This is a genomic window from Pseudomonas sp. NY15354, from assembly GCF_048068075.1.
In the GTDB taxonomy this organism is placed as follows: Bacteria; Pseudomonadota; Gammaproteobacteria; order Pseudomonadales; family Pseudomonadaceae; genus Aquipseudomonas; species Aquipseudomonas guariconensis_C.
In genome coordinates this window covers 194,036-209,117 of sequence record NZ_JBLUPV010000005.1, presented here as the reverse complement: position 1 = coordinate 209,117, position 15,082 = coordinate 194,036, and the positions used below count along the sequence as shown (strand labels likewise).

The window sequence follows — 15,082 nt, the reverse complement described above, 5'->3', positions numbered from 1 at the left end:
CCGGTGTGTATCTGGGGGAAAAATTCCGATTCTATCAGGCCCCACGCTGTACGTCAGTCGCGCAGCAGGGCGAGGCTGTGCAAAGGGCCAGTCAGGTAGTCGTCGATGCAGCGCGGCACCAGCTCGCTGCGCCAGCGCCCAGGCTCTGCCAGCAGTTGCTCGCGGGTCAGCCAGACGGCGCGGACGATATCGCTGTCCAGCGCTCGGTCGGCATGGTGGCGCACGGGGCGCGCGGCGAAGCAGATGCGCTGGTAGGTCACGCCATTGCTCGGGGCCGTGTAGAGGTAGATGCCGACCACGCCGGTGAGTTCGACCTCCCAGGCGGTTTCCTCCAGGGTTTCGCGTAGGGCGGCCTGGGGCAGGGTTTCGTTGGGCTCCAGGTGGCCGGCGGGTTGGTTGAAGACGTGTTGGCCGGCCTTGAACTCTTCGACGAAGAGGAACTTGCCCTCGTGTTCGACGATGGTGGCGACGGTGATGTGGGGGTGCCAGGTCATGAACAGCTCCGTAAGGGGGCGGACCTTATGGGGGCGGGTTTGCCCGCGAATGGGTCGTTGGATTCGCTATCGCATTCGCGGGTAAACCCGCTCCTACAGAGGGCGTTGGCCGCCAGAAACAATATCCAGAAAGCACAAACCCCGGTGCGTGGCCGGGGTTTGTGGTGTTACTTCAAGCGAACCTTACAGTGCGGCAATGGCGCTGTTGAGGGTCTGGCTTGGGCGCATGACCTTGGCGGTCAGCTCGGCATCCGGAGCGTAGTAGCCACCGATGTCGGCCGGCTTGCCCTGAACGGCAGCCAGTTCGGCAACGATGGTCGCTTCGTTCTCGGCCAGGGTCTTGGCCAGCGGTGCGAAGCGCGCCTGCAGGGCGACGTCGTCGCTCTGGGCGGCCAGGGCTTCAGCCCAGTACAGGGTCAGGTAGAAGTGGCTGCCGCGGTTGTCGATACCGCCGACTTTACGCGATGGCGACTTGTTGGTGTCGAGGAACTTGCCGGTGGCTTGGTCCAGGGTGTTGGCCAGGACCTTGGCGCGCGGGTTGTCGTAGGTGTTGCCCAGGTGCTCCAGGGAGGCGGCCAGGGCCAGGAACTCACCCAGCGAGTCCCAGCGCAGGAAGTTCTCTTCGACCAGTTGCTGTACGTGCTTCGGCGCCGAACCACCGGCACCGGTCTCGAACAGGCCACCGCCGTTCATCAGCGGGACGATCGACAGCATCTTGGCGCTGGTGCCCAGCTCCATGATCGGGAACAGGTCGGTCAGGTAGTCGCGCAGGACGTTGCCGGTCACCGAGATGGTGTCCTTGCCTTCGCGGATGCGGGCCAGGGAGAACTTGATGGCATCGACCGGGGCCAGGATACGGATGTCCAGGCCGCTGGTGTCGTGATCCTTCAGGTACTTCTGAACCTTCTCGATCATCACGCCGTCGTGGGCGCGGACAGGGTCCAGCCAGAACACCGCGGGGGTGTTGCTCAGGCGGGCACGGTTGACGGCCAGCTTGACCCAATCCTGGATCGGCGCGTCCTTGGTCTGGCACATACGGAAGATGTCACCGGCTTCGACGCTCTGCTCCAGCAGCACCTTGCCTTTGCCGTCGACCACGCGCACGACGCCGTCTGCCTTGATCTGGAAGGTCTTGTCGTGAGAGCCGTACTCTTCGGCTTTCTGAGCCATCAGGCCGACGTTCGGCACGCTGCCCATGGTGGTCGGGTCGAAGGCGCCATTGGCCTTGCAGTCCTCGATCACGGCTTGGTAGATGCCGGCGTAGCAACGGTCTGGGATGACGGCCTTGGCATCTTGCAGTTCACCGGCGGTGTTCCACATCTTGCCCGAGTCACGGATCATCGCAGGCATCGAGGCGTCGACGATGACGTCGCTCGGTACGTGCAGGTTGGTGATGCCTTTGTCGGAGTTGACCATGGCCAGGGCCGGGCGAACGGCGTACAGGGCCTGGATGTCGGCTTCGATCTCGGCCTGCTTGTCGGCTGGCAGGTCCTTGATGCGGGCGTACAGGTCGCCGATGCCGTTGTTGGCGTTGAAGCCGACTTCGGCCAGGGCGGCGGCGTGCTTGGCCAGCACGTCGTTATAGAACTCTTCGACGATGACGCCGAACATGATTGGGTCGGAGACCTTCATCATGGTGGCTTTCAGGTGAACCGACAGCAGCACGCCGGAGGCCTTGGCATCGGCGATCTGCTCGGCGATGAAGGCTTTGAGGGCCTTGCGGCTCATGGTGGCGCAGTCGATGACCTCAGCGGCTTTGACGGCGGTCTTTTCTTTCAGGACGGTGGTGGAGCCGTCTTTGCCGACCAGCTCGATGCGCAGGCTGTCATCGCCTTCGATCAGTGCGGCTTTTTCGCTGCCGTAGAAGTCGCCTTGGGTCATGTGGGCGACGTGCGACTTGGAGTCGCTGGTCCAGGCACCCATCTTGTGCGGGTGCTTGCGTGCGTAGTTCTTGACCGACAGTGGAGCGCGGCGGTCGGAGTTGCCTTCGCGCAGGACCGGGTTCACGGCGCTGCCCTTGATGCGGTCGTAGCGGGCGCGGGATTCTTTTTCTTCCGCGGTGCTCGGCTCGTCAGCGTAGTCAGGGATGTTGAAGCCCTTGCCTTGCAGTTCCTTGATCGCGGCCTTGAGCTGCGGTACCGAGGCACTGATGTTCGGCAGCTTGATGATGTTGGCTTCCGGGGTGGTGGCCAGCTGGCCCAGCTCCGCCAGGTGATCGCCTACGCGCTTCTCGGCACCCAGTTGCTCCGGGAACGCCGCGAGGATACGGCCAGCCAGGGAGATGTCGCGGGTTTCGACGGCGATGTCGGCCGAAGCGGTGAAGGCTTCGATGATCGGCAGCAGGGAATAGGTGGCGAGGGCGGGAGCTTCGTCGGTGAAGGTATAGATGATCTTGGAACGGGTGGGCATGCGGGTTAACTCTCTGTTTTGCTGAGCGTGCTCGAAGTCTCGAGATGCGCAGGGTAGGCGCTACGCCCTGGCAGCGCCATGGGCAATTGGTCGAGAGGCTTGCGAGCGGTGATGGTGGATGCATCAGTCGAGCGTCAAACGGCTGGGCGGCGGTAACAGCCCAGGCTTTTTGGCCTTTCTTGGCCGAGGGCGAGCCGCATTTTCCAAGGGTTCGCCCCAATGACCCTACGGTCAGGGCCGGAGTATACCAAACCCTGTGGGCTATGTGATATCGGGCCACCTATAAGACGAAAGGCGTAAGGGCAATGTGGCGCAATGCCGCAGGCTCCGGGCCGCGTCTGTGCGCGTTCGCATTCTAAGGAGGGCTTGTCAGTGACTGGTGCCGATCAGCGTGCAACTTGACGCTCGAAGCTTGCAGCTCAGGAAAGCTGGTTTAGGCTCATTGGATCGCAGGATGTCCAATCACACCTGGAAAAGCGGAGTAGTGCAGCATGGGATACCAGAAAATCAAGGTTCCAGCAGACGGCGCCAAGATCACCGTCAATGCAGACCATTCGCTCAACGTTCCCGACAATCCCATCATCCCGTACATCGAGGGCGACGGTATCGGTGTCGATGTTTCGCCGGTGATGATCAAGGTAGTGGATGCCGCTGTGCAGAAGGCCTATGGCGGCAAGCGCAAGATCGCCTGGATGGAGGTGTATGCCGGCGAGAAGGCCACCCAGGTGTATGACCAGGATACCTGGCTGCCCCAGGAAACCCTCGATGCGGTGCGCGACTACGTGGTGTCGATCAAGGGCCCGCTGACCACGCCGGTCGGTGGCGGCATCCGCTCCTTGAACGTGGCCTTGCGCCAGCAACTGGACCTGTACGTCTGCTTGCGCCCGGTGCTGTGGTTCCAGGGTGTGCCTAGCCCGGTGAAAAAGCCTGGCGACGTCGACATGGTGATCTTCCGCGAGAACTCCGAGGACATCTATGCCGGTATCGAATGGAAGGCCGGTTCCCCGGAAGCCGACAAGGTGATCAAGTTCCTCAAGGAGGAAATGGGCGTCACCAAGATCCGCTTCGACCAGGATTGCGGCATCGGTGTGAAGCCGGTATCCCGGGAAGGCACCAAACGCCTCGTGCGCAAAGCCTTGCAATACGTGGTGGACAACGATCGCGAGTCGCTGACCCTGGTGCACAAGGGCAACATCATGAAGTTCACCGAAGGAGCCTTCAAAGACTGGGGCTACGAGGTGGCGCGTGACGAGTTCGGCGCCGAGCTGCTCGACGGCGGCCCCTGGATGAAGTTCAAGAACCCCAAGAGCGGTCGCGAAGTCATCGTCAAGGACGCCATCGCCGACGCCATGCTCCAACAGATTTTGCTGCGCCCGGCCGAGTACGATGTGATCGCCACCCTCAACCTCAACGGTGACTACCTTTCCGACGCCCTGGCGGCCGAGGTCGGGGGGATCGGCATCGCCCCAGGCGCCAACCTGTCCGACACCGTGGCGATGTTCGAGGCGACCCATGGCACGGCGCCCAAGTATGCGGGGCAAGACAAGGTCAATCCGGGCTCGGTGATCCTGTCGGCGGAAATGATGCTGCGCCACATGGGCTGGACCGAGGCGGCCGACCTGATCATCAAGGGCACCAACGGTGCCATCGCGGCCAAGACCGTGACCTACGACTTCGAGCGTCTGATGGACGGCGCCAAGCTGGTCAGCAGCTCCGGGTTTGGCGATGAGATGATCAAACACATGTGAGGGCAATGAAAACCGGCCAGTCCTTGTGGGGCTGGCCGGTTGCCGATGTGCCTGCAGAAGGTAGGGGGTGGATCAGGCCTGGACGGTGCTCTCGACCGGCAGGGCATCGACCTTCGCTGCCGTGACGCCCGCGCCGCAGATGTTGACGGCGTGCAGCCCCTTGGGTCCTTGGACGATGTCGAAGGTCACGGACTGGCCAGCCTTGAGTGTCTTGTAGCCGTCCATCTGGATATGCGAATAGTGGGCGAACAGGTCTTCGCTCTTGCCCTCCTCATTGACGAATCCATAGCCCTTGGCATTGTTGAACCACTTGACTTTACCGCTCGCCATCCTCATGTCCCTCTGCAAAGGACTCCATCACTGGAGTATCATCCACGTCATCCGCATACGAACCATGCGAAAAAATCTGGTTGACTGCGCGGATCTTTATCGACCACGGTGGGTTCTTATTGGTTGTAACACCGTTTTGCCGATAGTCAAGGTCAGACGGCCCCCGCGCCGGCAGCGGCCTACGCGGTCAAACCATCACCTTAACTTGTCGTTATGATGAAATTCTTTCCATGCAACCACTCAGCCAGATTCGACTAACATTCAATCAGGATCGCCCGCAATCTAACGAGGACGACGGCTCCGGTCTGGCGGTACAGGAAGCCAAGCCGATCCTGCAGGCGCCACCGATGTACAAGGTGGTTTTGTTCAACGATGACTACACGCCAATGGATTTCGTCGTCGAAGTGCTCGAGACGTTCTTCAATCTGAACCGCGAGCTGGCGACCAAGATCATGCTGACCGTCCATACCGAAGGGCGGGCAGTGTGCGGATTGTTTACCCGTGACATCGCCGAGACAAAGGCCATGCAGGTCAACCAATACGCCAGGGAAAGCCAGCATCCGCTACTCTGTGAAATCGAGAAGGACGGTTAATCGCCGACCACTTGGGTATGAGGTGAAGCTATGTTAAACCGCGAGCTCGAAGTCACCCTCAATCTGGCCTTCAAGGAGGCTCGTTCGAAGCGTCATGAGTTCATGACCGTCGAGCACCTGCTGCTTGCACTCCTTGACAACGAGGCCGCCGCGACCGTTCTGCGCGCCTGTGGCGCCAATCTCGACAAGCTCAAGCACGACCTGCAAGAGTTCATCGATTCCACCACGCCGCTGATTCCTGTCCATGACGAGGACCGCGAGACCCAGCCGACCCTGGGCTTCCAGCGCGTGCTGCAGCGTGCCGTATTCCATGTGCAAAGTTCCGGCAAGCGCGAAGTCACCGGTGCCAACGTGTTGGTGGCGATCTTCAGCGAACAGGAAAGCCAGGCCGTGTTCCTGCTCAAGCAGCAGAGCGTGGCGCGCATCGACGTGGTCAACTACATCGCCCATGGCATCTCCAAGGTGCCGGGCCACGGTTCGCACAGCGAAAGCGACCAGGACATGCAGGACGAGGAGGGTGGCGAATCCGCATCCTCGAGCAATCCACTGGATGCCTATGCCAGCAACCTGAACGAGCTGGCCCGCCTGGGCCGTATCGATCCGCTGGTGGGCCGTGAGCAGGAAGTCGAGCGCGTGGCGCAGATTCTTGCCCGTCGGCGCAAGAACAACCCGCTGCTGGTCGGCGAGGCTGGCGTGGGCAAGACTGCCATCGCCGAGGGCCTGGCCAAGCGCATCGTCGACGGTCAAGTGCCGGACCTGCTGGCCCAGAGCGTGGTGTACTCCCTGGACCTCGGCGCATTGCTGGCCGGCACCAAATACCGCGGCGACTTCGAAAAGCGCTTCAAGGCGTTGCTCGGCGAGCTGCGCAAGCGTCCGCAGGCCATTCTGTTCATCGACGAGATCCACACCATCATCGGTGCAGGTGCTGCATCGGGTGGGGTGATGGACGCCTCCAACCTCCTCAAACCGCTGCTGTCGTCGGGCGACATCCGCTGCATCGGCTCGACCACATTCCAGGAGTTTCGTGGCATCTTCGAGAAGGACCGCGCCCTGGCGCGGCGCTTCCAGAAGGTCGACGTCACCGAGCCGTCCGTGGAAGACACCGTGGGCATCCTGCGGGGGCTGAAGGGGCGCTTCGAGAGCCATCACAATATCGAGTACAGCGACGAAGCCCTGCGCGCCGCTGCCGAGCTCGCTGCACGCTACATCAACGACCGGCACATGCCGGACAAGGCCATCGACGTGATCGACGAGGCGGGCGCATACCAACGCCTGCAGCCTGAGGCCAATCGCGTCAAGCGCATCGACGTGCCGCAGGTCGAGGATATCGTCGCCAAGATCGCGCGTATTCCGCCTAAGCACGTCACCAGTTCCGACAAAGAGCTGCTGCGCAACCTCGAGCGCGACCTCAAGCTGACTGTGTTCGGTCAGGATGCCGCCATCGATTCGCTGGCCACCGCCATCAAGCTGTCCCGTGCCGGGCTCAAGTCGCCGGACAAACCGGTTGGCTCGTTCCTGTTCGCGGGCCCCACCGGTGTGGGCAAGACCGAGGCGGCCCGGCAGTTGGCCAAGGCGCTGGGTGTGGAGTTGGTGCGCTTCGACATGTCCGAGTACATGGAGCGGCATACCGTATCGCGGCTGATCGGTGCGCCTCCAGGCTATGTTGGGTTCGATCAGGGCGGTCTGCTGACCGAGGCGATCACCAAGCAGCCGCACTGTGTGCTGTTGCTCGACGAGATCGAGAAAGCTCACCCGGAGGTCTTCAACCTGCTGCTGCAGGTGATGGATCACGGGACCCTGACCGACAACAACGGGCGTAAAGCGGACTTCCGCAACGTGATTCTGATCATGACCACCAACGCCGGTGCTGAAACCGCCGCGCGGGCCTCGATCGGCTTCACTCAGCAGGACCACACCTCCGATGCCATGGAAGTGATCCGCAAGAGCTTCACGCCGGAGTTCCGCAACCGTCTGGACACCATCATCCAGTTCGGCCGCCTGAGCCACGAAACCATCAAGAGCATCGTCGACAAGTTCCTCATCGAACTGCAGGCGCAACTGGAAGACAAGCGCGTGCTGTTGGAGGTCAGTGATGACGCCCGCGGCTGGCTGGCGGCTTCTGGTTATGACGTGCAGATGGGCGCGCGGCCGATGGCGCGGCTCATTCAGGACAAGATCAAGCGGCCGCTGGCCGAAGAGATCCTGTTCGGTGAGTTGTCCGAGCATGGCGGCGTGGTGCACGTCGATCTGCGCGACGGCGAGCTGGTGTTCGACTTCGAGACCACGGCTGAGGTCGCATGACGTAGGGCTGCTGCGCAGCCCTTTCGCGGTACAAGGCCGCTCCTACGAGAGGGCGAGTTCTCTCCTGTAGAAGCGGTCTTGTGCACGTTATGAGCGAGCATAAAAAAGCCCGGCGCATTGGCCGGGCTTTTTTATTGGCTGAGACTCAGCGGGCGCGGTAGGTGATGCGGCCCTTGCTCAGGTCATACGGCGTCAGTTCGACGCGGACCTTGTCGCCAGTGAGAATACGGATGTAGTTCTTGCGCATCTTTCCGGAGATGTGCGCGGTTACGACGTGCCCGTTTTCCAACTCCACGCGGAACATGGTGTTGGGCAGGGTGTCGACGACAGTACCTTCCATTTCGAAGCTGTCTTCTTTCGACATGCAGTAAAGCCCTCGGTATCCAGTGATTGGCCCGATACACAACTGCACCGGGCAAAAAAAGTGGCGTGGATTATGCCCGAAAACTGTGTTTCAAGCCAATGCTTTCAATTGAGGGTGACCCAGCGTTGGTTGATCAGCAGTTCGATAGGCCGGTACTGGGTCTTGTAGTTCATTTTCTTGCAGTTCTTGATCCAGTAACCGAGGTAGACCGCGTCGAGGTTCTGGCGCAGGGCTTCGGTGATCTGCCAGAGGATGGCATAGCGCCCGAGGCTGCGGCGCTCCTGCTCGGGTTCGTAGAAGGTATAGACCGCCGAGAGGCCGTTGGGCAGCAGATCGCTCACGGCCACCGCCACCAGTTTGCCTTCCAGGCGAAACTCATAGAACCAGCAGAACGGCAGGTCGCGTACCAGGAAGGTGGAGAACTGGTCACGGCTTGGCGGATACATGTCACCGTCGGCATGACGTTGCTCGATATAGCGTCGGTACAGGTCGAAATATTCTTCGCGAAACGTCGGGCGGGCGGCGGTGACGGTCAGGTCGGCATTGCGTTTGAGGATGCGCCGTTGCTGGCGGTTGGGAATGAAGCGTGCAGCCGGAATGCGCGCAGGCACGCACGCGTTGCAATTCTGGCAATGAGGGCGGTACAGGTGATCGCCACTGCGCCGGAAGCCCATTTCCGACAGGTCGGCATAGACATGCACGTCCATCGGTTGGCTAGGGTCCAGGAACAGCGTAGTGGCCTGTTCCTCCGGCAGGTAGCTGCAGGAGTGGGGTTGAGTGGCATAGAACTTCAACCGCGCCAGCTCTGTCATGATCAACCCCTCGGTAAGACTTTGACTTAAGTGTAAGCCAGCTGGCAGAACTCGCCTAGCGAGCCCAGGTGGCTGTATTGGGGGCGTCGAGATAGCGTTTCAGGTGCTCTGCGAAGCGCGCTCGGCTGATGGCGCGGGCACCGAGGCTGTGCAGGTGATTGGTCGGCATCTGGCAGTCGATCAGTACGAAGCCGGCAGCTTTCAAATGCTCGACCAAGGCCACGAAGCCAACCTTGGAGGCGTTGTCGGCGCGGCTGAACATCGACTCCCCGAAAAACAGCCGGCCCATGGCCAGGCCATAGAGCCCGCCCACCAGTTCGCCATCTCGGCGCACCTCAACGGAGTGGGCGATGCCGCGGCGATGCAGTTCGCAATAGGCCGCCTGCATGTTGTCGGTGATCCAGGTGCCGTCCGCATAGTCGCGTGGTGCGGCGCAGGCGGCGATGACGGCGGGGAAGTCAGTGTCGAAGCTGACTTGGTAATGGCCCTGGCGGATGAACTTGGCCAGCGAACGCGACACATGCAGCTCCTCTGGGAACAGCACGGTGCGTGGGTCCGGTGACCACCACAGGATCGGTTGGCCATCCTGGTACCACGGGAAGCAGCCATGGCGATACGCCTGTACCAGTCGCTCAGGCGTCAGATCGCCGCCCGCGGCCAGCAGGCCGTTGGGGTCGTGCAGGGCTTTTTCCAGGGGCGGGAAATTCAACGAGTCGCGGGTCAGCCAGGTGAGCATGGTCTCTCGGCGGTAGGGGAGGGGAGGGCATTCAGCATGGCGCGGTGCTGGTTTGAGGTCAATGCGTGGCCTTGTGGTGTCAGTTGGCGGTGTGTGCAGCGGGCTGTTTGAACGCAGACGGCGTCCTCTTCGTAGGTCAACCCATTGCTGCTATAGAGAGGGGGCTGGCGCTTTGCGAGGCAATTTCCTACACATTCAGGCGTCCATCGGCACCATCCGGCGCATTTGCTGTCATACCTGTGCAAAAACACAGCATAAGCCTTTGTCACAAAAGAAAATGCATGCTCAAATTGCACCCATAGGAAATCCGCGCCGCTCCAGCCTCACCTGGCGTGCCGCCATGGCGGCTGGCGGGCAGTAATGTTAAAAGTAGTGGTTCATTGACCGGACACCGGGTCGATCACTACTGGACGCGCAGCAAGCGCAGGAATAGACGCGTTTTGAAGAAATCCACCGCAACCCCGCCCCCTTTGCCCGTGCCCCTGTGGCGGCAGCAACTGCACTACCGCCTCAAGGAAGGTGCGCTGATCGCTGTCGGCGCCCTGTGCCTGTACCTGTGGATGGCACTGCTGACCTACGACACGTCCGATCCAGGCTTCAGCCATACCAGCAATGCCGAGCAGGTGCAGAACGCCGCTGGCCGCGCCGGTGCCTACTTCGCCGATGTCCTGTTCATGGTGCTGGGCTACTTCGCCTACATCTTCCCGTTGCTGCTGGCGATCAAGACCTGGCAGATCTTCCGCGAGCGTCACCAGCCCTGGCAGTGGAGCGGCTGGCTGTTTTCCTGGCGGCTGATCGGGCTGGTATTCCTGGTGCTGTCGGGCGCGGCGCTGGCGCATATCCATTTCCATCCCCCGGCGAGCATGCCGTTCTCCGCGGGCGGAGCCCTGGGCGAGAGCCTGGGCGATCTCGCCCGCAACCTGTTGAACGTGCAAGGCAGCACCTTGATGTTCATCGCCTTGTTCCTGTGCGGTCTGACCGTCTTCACCGATTTGTCCTGGTTCAAGGTCATGGACATGACCGGCAAGATCACGCTCGATCTGTTCGAACTGGTGCAAGGTGCGGCCAACCGCTGGTGGGAGGCGCGCAATGAACGCAAGCGTCTGGTGGCGCAATTGCGTGAGGTCGATGAACCGATCCTCGACGTGGCGCCGATGGCTGCCGAGAAGCGCGAGCCGATCAAGCCGCAACCACGTGAGCGCATCAGCGAGCGCGACGAGGCGCCAGCCCGGCCGGTCGTGCAGCGTGAACCGGTGGTGCCACGCGAGCAGCCGGTCGCACCGGTGATCATGCCGCCAACTCCGGTCAAGACGCCTGAGCCGAGCAAGCGCGTGATGAAGGAAAAGCAGGCGCCGCTGTTCGTCGATAGCGCCGTGGAAGGCACCTTGCCCTCTATTTCCATTCTCGACCCGGCCGAGCAGAAGAAGATCGAGTACTCGCCAGAATCCCTGGCCGGGGTCGGTCAGTTGCTGGAGATCAAACTCAAGGAGTTCGGCGTTGAAGTCGCGGTGGACTCGATCCATCCGGGCCCCGTGATCACCCGCTACGAAATCCAACCGGCCGCCGGTGTGAAGGTCAGCCGCATCGCCAACCTGGCCAAGGACCTGGCGCGTTCCCTGGCGGTGACCAGTGTGCGTGTAGTGGAAGTCATCCCGGGCAAGACCACCGTCGGTATCGAGATTCCCAACGAAAACAGGCAGATGGTGCGCTTCTCCGAGGTGCTGTCCACGCCGCAATACGATGAACAGAAATCCCCGGTCACCCTGGCCCTGGGTCACGACATCGGCGGCAAGCCGGTGATCACCGACCTTGCCAAGATGCCGCACCTGCTGGTGGCCGGTACCACCGGTTCCGGTAAGTCGGTGGGCGTCAACGCCATGATCCTGTCGATCCTGTTCAAGTCGAGCCCTGAAGACGCGCGGCTGATCATGATCGACCCGAAAATGCTCGAGCTGTCGATCTACGAGGGTATTCCGCACCTGCTCTGCCCGGTGGTCACCGACATGAAGGACGCCGCCAACGCCCTGCGCTGGAGCGTGGCCGAGATGGAGCGTCGTTACAAGCTGATGGCCGCCATGGGCGTGCGAAACCTGGCGGGCTTCAACCGCAAGATCAAGGACGCCCAGGAGGCCGGCGAGGTCATTCACGACCCGCTGTACCGCCGTGAGAGCATGGACGACGAGCCGCCGGCGCTGAAGACGCTGCCGACCATCGTGGTGGTCGTCGACGAATTCGCCGACATGATGATGATCGTTGGCAAGAAGGTCGAAGAACTGATCGCCCGTATCGCCCAGAAGGCGCGAGCCGCCGGTATTCACCTGATTCTCGCCACCCAGCGTCCGTCGGTGGATGTGATCACCGGCCTGATCAAGGCCAACATTCCGACCCGTATGGCGTTCCAGGTTTCCAGCAAGATCGACTCGCGGACCATCATCGACCAGGGTGGCGCCGAGCAGTTGCTCGGTCACGGTGACATGCTCTACATGCCACCAGGCACCAGCCTGCCGATTCGTGTGCACGGGGCGTTCGTTTCCGACGATGAAGTGCACCGGGTGGTCGAGGCCTGGAAGCTGCGCGGCGCGCCGGACTACAACGACGACATCCTCAACGGTGTCGAGGAGGCCGGCAGTGGCTTCGAGGGCGGCGGTGGCGGTGGCGGCGATGGCGACGACCCGGAAGCCGATGCGCTGTACGACGAAGCCGTGCAGTTCGTCCTGGAAAGCCGTCGAGCGTCGATTTCCGCGGTGCAGCGCAAGCTGAAGATCGGCTACAACCGCGCCGCGCGGATGATCGAGGCAATGGAGATGGCCGGTGTGGTCACCCCCATGAACAGCAACGGCTCGCGGGAAGTGATTGCCCCGGGTGGCCCACGCGATTGATGATCACCTTGCCGGGCGCCGAAGGCGGCGCCTGGCCCATTCACTGCTCAACGAGGATTCCCATGCGCGCGATTCGCATGCTGTTGGTTTCTGCCCTGGCCCTGGGCGCTGTATCGGCCCAGGCCGATGAGAAGGACGTTGCACGCTTGACCCAGTTGCTGGAGAAGTCGCAGACCATCTCCGCCCGCTTCTCCCAGCTCACCCTCGATGCCGGCGGCACGAGCCTGCAGGAGACCAGCGGCGAGATGTCGGTCAAGCGTCCGGGCTTGTTCTACTGGCGCACCGATGCACCCCAGGAGCAGGTGGTGGTGTCCGATGGCCAGAAGGTCACCCTGTGGGACCCTGACCTGGAGCAGGCCACCATCAAGAAGCTCGATGTGCGTCTGAACCAGACCCCGGCGCTGCTGTTGTCCGGTGATGTGTCCAAGATCAGCCAGAGCTTCGATATCACCTCCAAGGAACAGGGCGAAGTCACGGACTTCACCTTGAAGCCCAAGACCAAGGACACCTTGTTCGATTCCCTGCGGGTGTCGTTCCGTCGCGGTCTGATCAACGACATGCAACTAGTCGACAGCGTGGGCCAACGCACCAATATCCTGTTCAATGGGGTCAAGGCCAACGAGGCGATCCCGGCGAGCAAGTTCCAGTTCAAGATCCCGGAAGGCGCCGACGTCATCCAGGAGTAACGAGAGCGCATCATGGACCTGTTTCGAAGCGAACCTGTCGCCCAGCCCCTGGCCGCCCGGCTGCGTCCGTCCAACCTTGACGAGTACGTCGGCCAGGAGCACCTGCTGGCGCGTGGCAAGCCGCTGCGTGAGGCGCTGGAGCAGGGTGCGCTGCACTCGATGATCTTCTGGGGGCCGCCTGGGGTGGGCAAGACCACCCTGGCGCGCCTGTTGGCGCAGTTCTGTGACGCGCACTTCGAGACGGTGTCGGCGGTGTTGGCCGGGGTCAAGGAGATCCGCCAAGCGGTGGAGGTGGCCAAGCAGCAGGCGGGCCAGTATGGCCGTCGGACCATCCTGTTCGTCGACGAGGTGCACCGCTTCAACAAGTCTCAGCAGGATGCCTTTCTGCCGTATGTGGAAGACGGCACGCTGATCTTCATCGGTGCCACCACCGAGAACCCCTCGTTCGAACTGAACAACGCGTTGTTGTCGCGGGCTCGGGTATACGTGCTCAAGAGCCTGGACGAAGCGGCCCTGCGCAAGCTGGTCAATCGCGCCCTGACCGAGGAGCGTGGCCTGGGCGCGCGTCAACTGAGTGTCGGCGACGAAGCCTTCAAGATGTTGATGGCGGCGGCCGACGGCGATGGCCGGCGCATGCTCAATTTACTCGAGAATGCCTCGGACCTTGCCGAGGATGGCGGCGAGATCGGCGTCGATCTGTTGCAGAGCCTGCTCGGCGACAGCCGTCGGCGCTTCGACAAGGGTGGCGAAGCCTTCTACGATCAGATCTCGGCGTTGCACAAGTCAGTGCGCGGCTCCAACCCCGATGCGGCCCTGTACTGGTACGCGCGCATGCTCGATGGTGGCTGCGACCCGCTGTACATCGCTCGCCGGGTGGTGCGCATGGCCAGCGAGGACATCGGCAATGCCGACCCTCGCGCCTTGAGCCTGTGCTTGGCGGCCTGGGATGTTCAGGAGCGCTTGGGTAGCCCCGAGGGTGAGTTGGCGGTGGCCCAGGCCATCACCTACATCGCCTGTGCACCGAAGAGCAATGCCGTGTACGTGGGCTTCAAGGCCGCCATGCGCGAGGCTGCCGAGCATGGTTCGCTGGAAGTGCCGCTGCACTTGCGCAATGCCCCCACCAAGCTGATGAAACAACTGGGGTATGGCGAGGAGTACCGCTACGCCCACGATGAGCCCGATGCGTACGCTGCAGGTGAAGACTACTTCCCCGAACAGCTCGAACCGCGCCAGTACTACCAGCCGGTACCCCGGGGCCTGGAACTCAAGATCGGCGAAAAATTGCGCCACCTCGCCGAGCTGGACCGCACCAGCCCTCGCCAGCGGAGAAAGCCATGATCGCACTCATCGCTGCAGTGAGCGCGGGAGGTGTCGCTGGAACCTTGCTGCGCTTTGCCACCAGCAATTGGGTGGCGGCGCACTGGCCACGCCACTTCTATCTCGGTACGCTGGCGGTCAACCTCATCGGTTGCCTATTGATCGGCTTGCTCTACGGCCTGTTCCTGCACAAGCCGCTGGCGCCGGTCGAGCTGCGCGCCGGGCTGATCGTCGGCTTTCTGGGGGGGCTGACGACTTTTTCCTCTTTCTCGCTCGATACCGTGCGCCTGATGGAAAGCGGGCAAGTTCCGCTGGCCTTGGGCTATACCGGTATTAGCGTAATCGGCGGGCTGCTTGCCACTTGGGCCGGCCTGTCGCTGACCAAATTCTGAACCAACACTCACATAACGAGA

General features: G+C 62.0%; 13 protein-coding genes. 7 read left to right on the top strand and 6 right to left on the bottom strand.

Going from position 1 to position 15,082, the window contains the following annotated elements; translation table 11 throughout:
* Window positions 1-53: 53 nt before the first annotated feature.
* Both ACNFCH_RS07885 and ACNFCH_RS07880 read right to left on the bottom strand, forming a co-directional pair.
* Window positions 54-494 carry an NUDIX hydrolase gene (locus tag ACNFCH_RS07885; protein ID WP_416742590.1) on the bottom strand — a complete coding sequence of 147 codons (441 nt, stop codon included), beginning with the start codon at window positions 492-494 and terminating at the stop codon, window positions 54-56.
* A gap of 183 nt (window positions 495-677) precedes the next feature.
* Complete coding sequence (locus tag ACNFCH_RS07880; RefSeq protein ID WP_337158956.1) at window positions 678-2,903, bottom strand: NADP-dependent isocitrate dehydrogenase; 2,226 nt, start codon at window positions 2,901-2,903, stop codon at window positions 678-680.
* A 491-nt stretch (window positions 2,904-3,394) separates the two neighbouring features.
* Between ACNFCH_RS07880 and icd the strand changes: the two genes are divergently transcribed.
* The gene (gene icd / locus ACNFCH_RS07875; protein ID WP_337158955.1) at window positions 3,395-4,651 is read left to right on the top strand and encodes an NADP-dependent isocitrate dehydrogenase; all 1,257 of its coding nucleotides are present in this window, start codon (window positions 3,395-3,397) and stop codon (window positions 4,649-4,651) included.
* A 72-nt stretch (window positions 4,652-4,723) separates the two neighbouring features.
* Here the strand turns inward: icd and cspD are convergent, their stop codons facing one another.
* Window positions 4,724-4,981: a cold shock domain-containing protein CspD gene (cspD, locus tag ACNFCH_RS07870; RefSeq protein ID WP_337158954.1), complete on the bottom strand. Its 258-nt coding sequence runs from the start codon at window positions 4,979-4,981 to the stop codon at window positions 4,724-4,726.
* A 230-nt stretch (window positions 4,982-5,211) separates the two neighbouring features.
* Between cspD and clpS the strand changes: the two genes are divergently transcribed.
* Together clpS and clpA are read left to right on the top strand one after the other, a co-directional pair.
* A complete protein-coding gene (gene clpS / locus ACNFCH_RS07865) occupies window positions 5,212-5,574 on the top strand; it encodes an ATP-dependent Clp protease adapter ClpS (RefSeq protein ID WP_043212233.1) in 363 nt (120 codons plus the stop codon).
* A gap of 30 nt (window positions 5,575-5,604) precedes the next feature.
* Entirely contained in the window at window positions 5,605-7,875 is a 2,271-nt protein-coding gene (gene clpA, locus ACNFCH_RS07860) for an ATP-dependent Clp protease ATP-binding subunit ClpA (RefSeq protein WP_196164047.1), read from the top strand.
* Between the two features lie 145 nt (window positions 7,876-8,020).
* On the opposite strand, the gene infA is transcribed toward clpA, so the two are convergent.
* The 3 genes from infA to aat all read right to left on the bottom strand — a co-directional run bounded on the left by infA (window position 8,021) and on the right by aat (window position 9,787).
* The gene (gene infA, locus ACNFCH_RS07855; protein WP_002553999.1) at window positions 8,021-8,239 is read right to left on the bottom strand and encodes a translation initiation factor IF-1; all 219 of its coding nucleotides are present in this window, start codon (window positions 8,237-8,239) and stop codon (window positions 8,021-8,023) included.
* Window positions 8,240-8,343: 104 nt separating this feature from the next.
* On the bottom strand, window positions 8,344-9,051 hold the full coding sequence (locus tag ACNFCH_RS07850; RefSeq protein WP_070092658.1) for an arginyltransferase: 708 nt from the start codon (window positions 9,049-9,051) through the stop codon (window positions 8,344-8,346).
* 55 nt (window positions 9,052-9,106) lie between these two features.
* On the bottom strand, window positions 9,107-9,787 hold the full coding sequence (gene aat / locus ACNFCH_RS07845) for a leucyl/phenylalanyl-tRNA--protein transferase (protein ID WP_416742589.1): 681 nt from the start codon (window positions 9,785-9,787) through the stop codon (window positions 9,107-9,109).
* A gap of 380 nt (window positions 9,788-10,167) precedes the next feature.
* On the opposite strand from aat, the gene ACNFCH_RS07840 reads away from it, so the two are divergent.
* The 4 genes from ACNFCH_RS07840 (at window position 10,168) to crcB (ending at window position 15,061) form a co-directional block, all read left to right on the top strand.
* The gene (locus ACNFCH_RS07840; protein ID WP_416742588.1) at window positions 10,168-12,666 is read left to right on the top strand and encodes a DNA translocase FtsK; all 2,499 of its coding nucleotides are present in this window, start codon (window positions 10,168-10,170) and stop codon (window positions 12,664-12,666) included.
* Between the two features lie 62 nt (window positions 12,667-12,728).
* Entirely contained in the window at window positions 12,729-13,352 is a 624-nt protein-coding gene (gene lolA, locus ACNFCH_RS07835; RefSeq protein WP_337158951.1) for an outer membrane lipoprotein chaperone LolA, read from the top strand.
* Between the two features lie 12 nt (window positions 13,353-13,364).
* Window positions 13,365-14,690 carry a replication-associated recombination protein A gene (locus tag ACNFCH_RS07830; RefSeq protein WP_337158950.1) on the top strand — a complete coding sequence of 442 codons (1,326 nt, stop codon included), beginning with the start codon at window positions 13,365-13,367 and terminating at the stop codon, window positions 14,688-14,690.
* Complete coding sequence (gene crcB, locus ACNFCH_RS07825) at window positions 14,687-15,061, top strand: fluoride efflux transporter CrcB (RefSeq protein ID WP_337158949.1); 375 nt, start codon at window positions 14,687-14,689, stop codon at window positions 15,059-15,061. The genes ACNFCH_RS07830 and crcB overlap by 4 nt, the downstream gene beginning before the upstream one ends.
* Window positions 15,062-15,082: the final 21 nt, after the last annotated feature.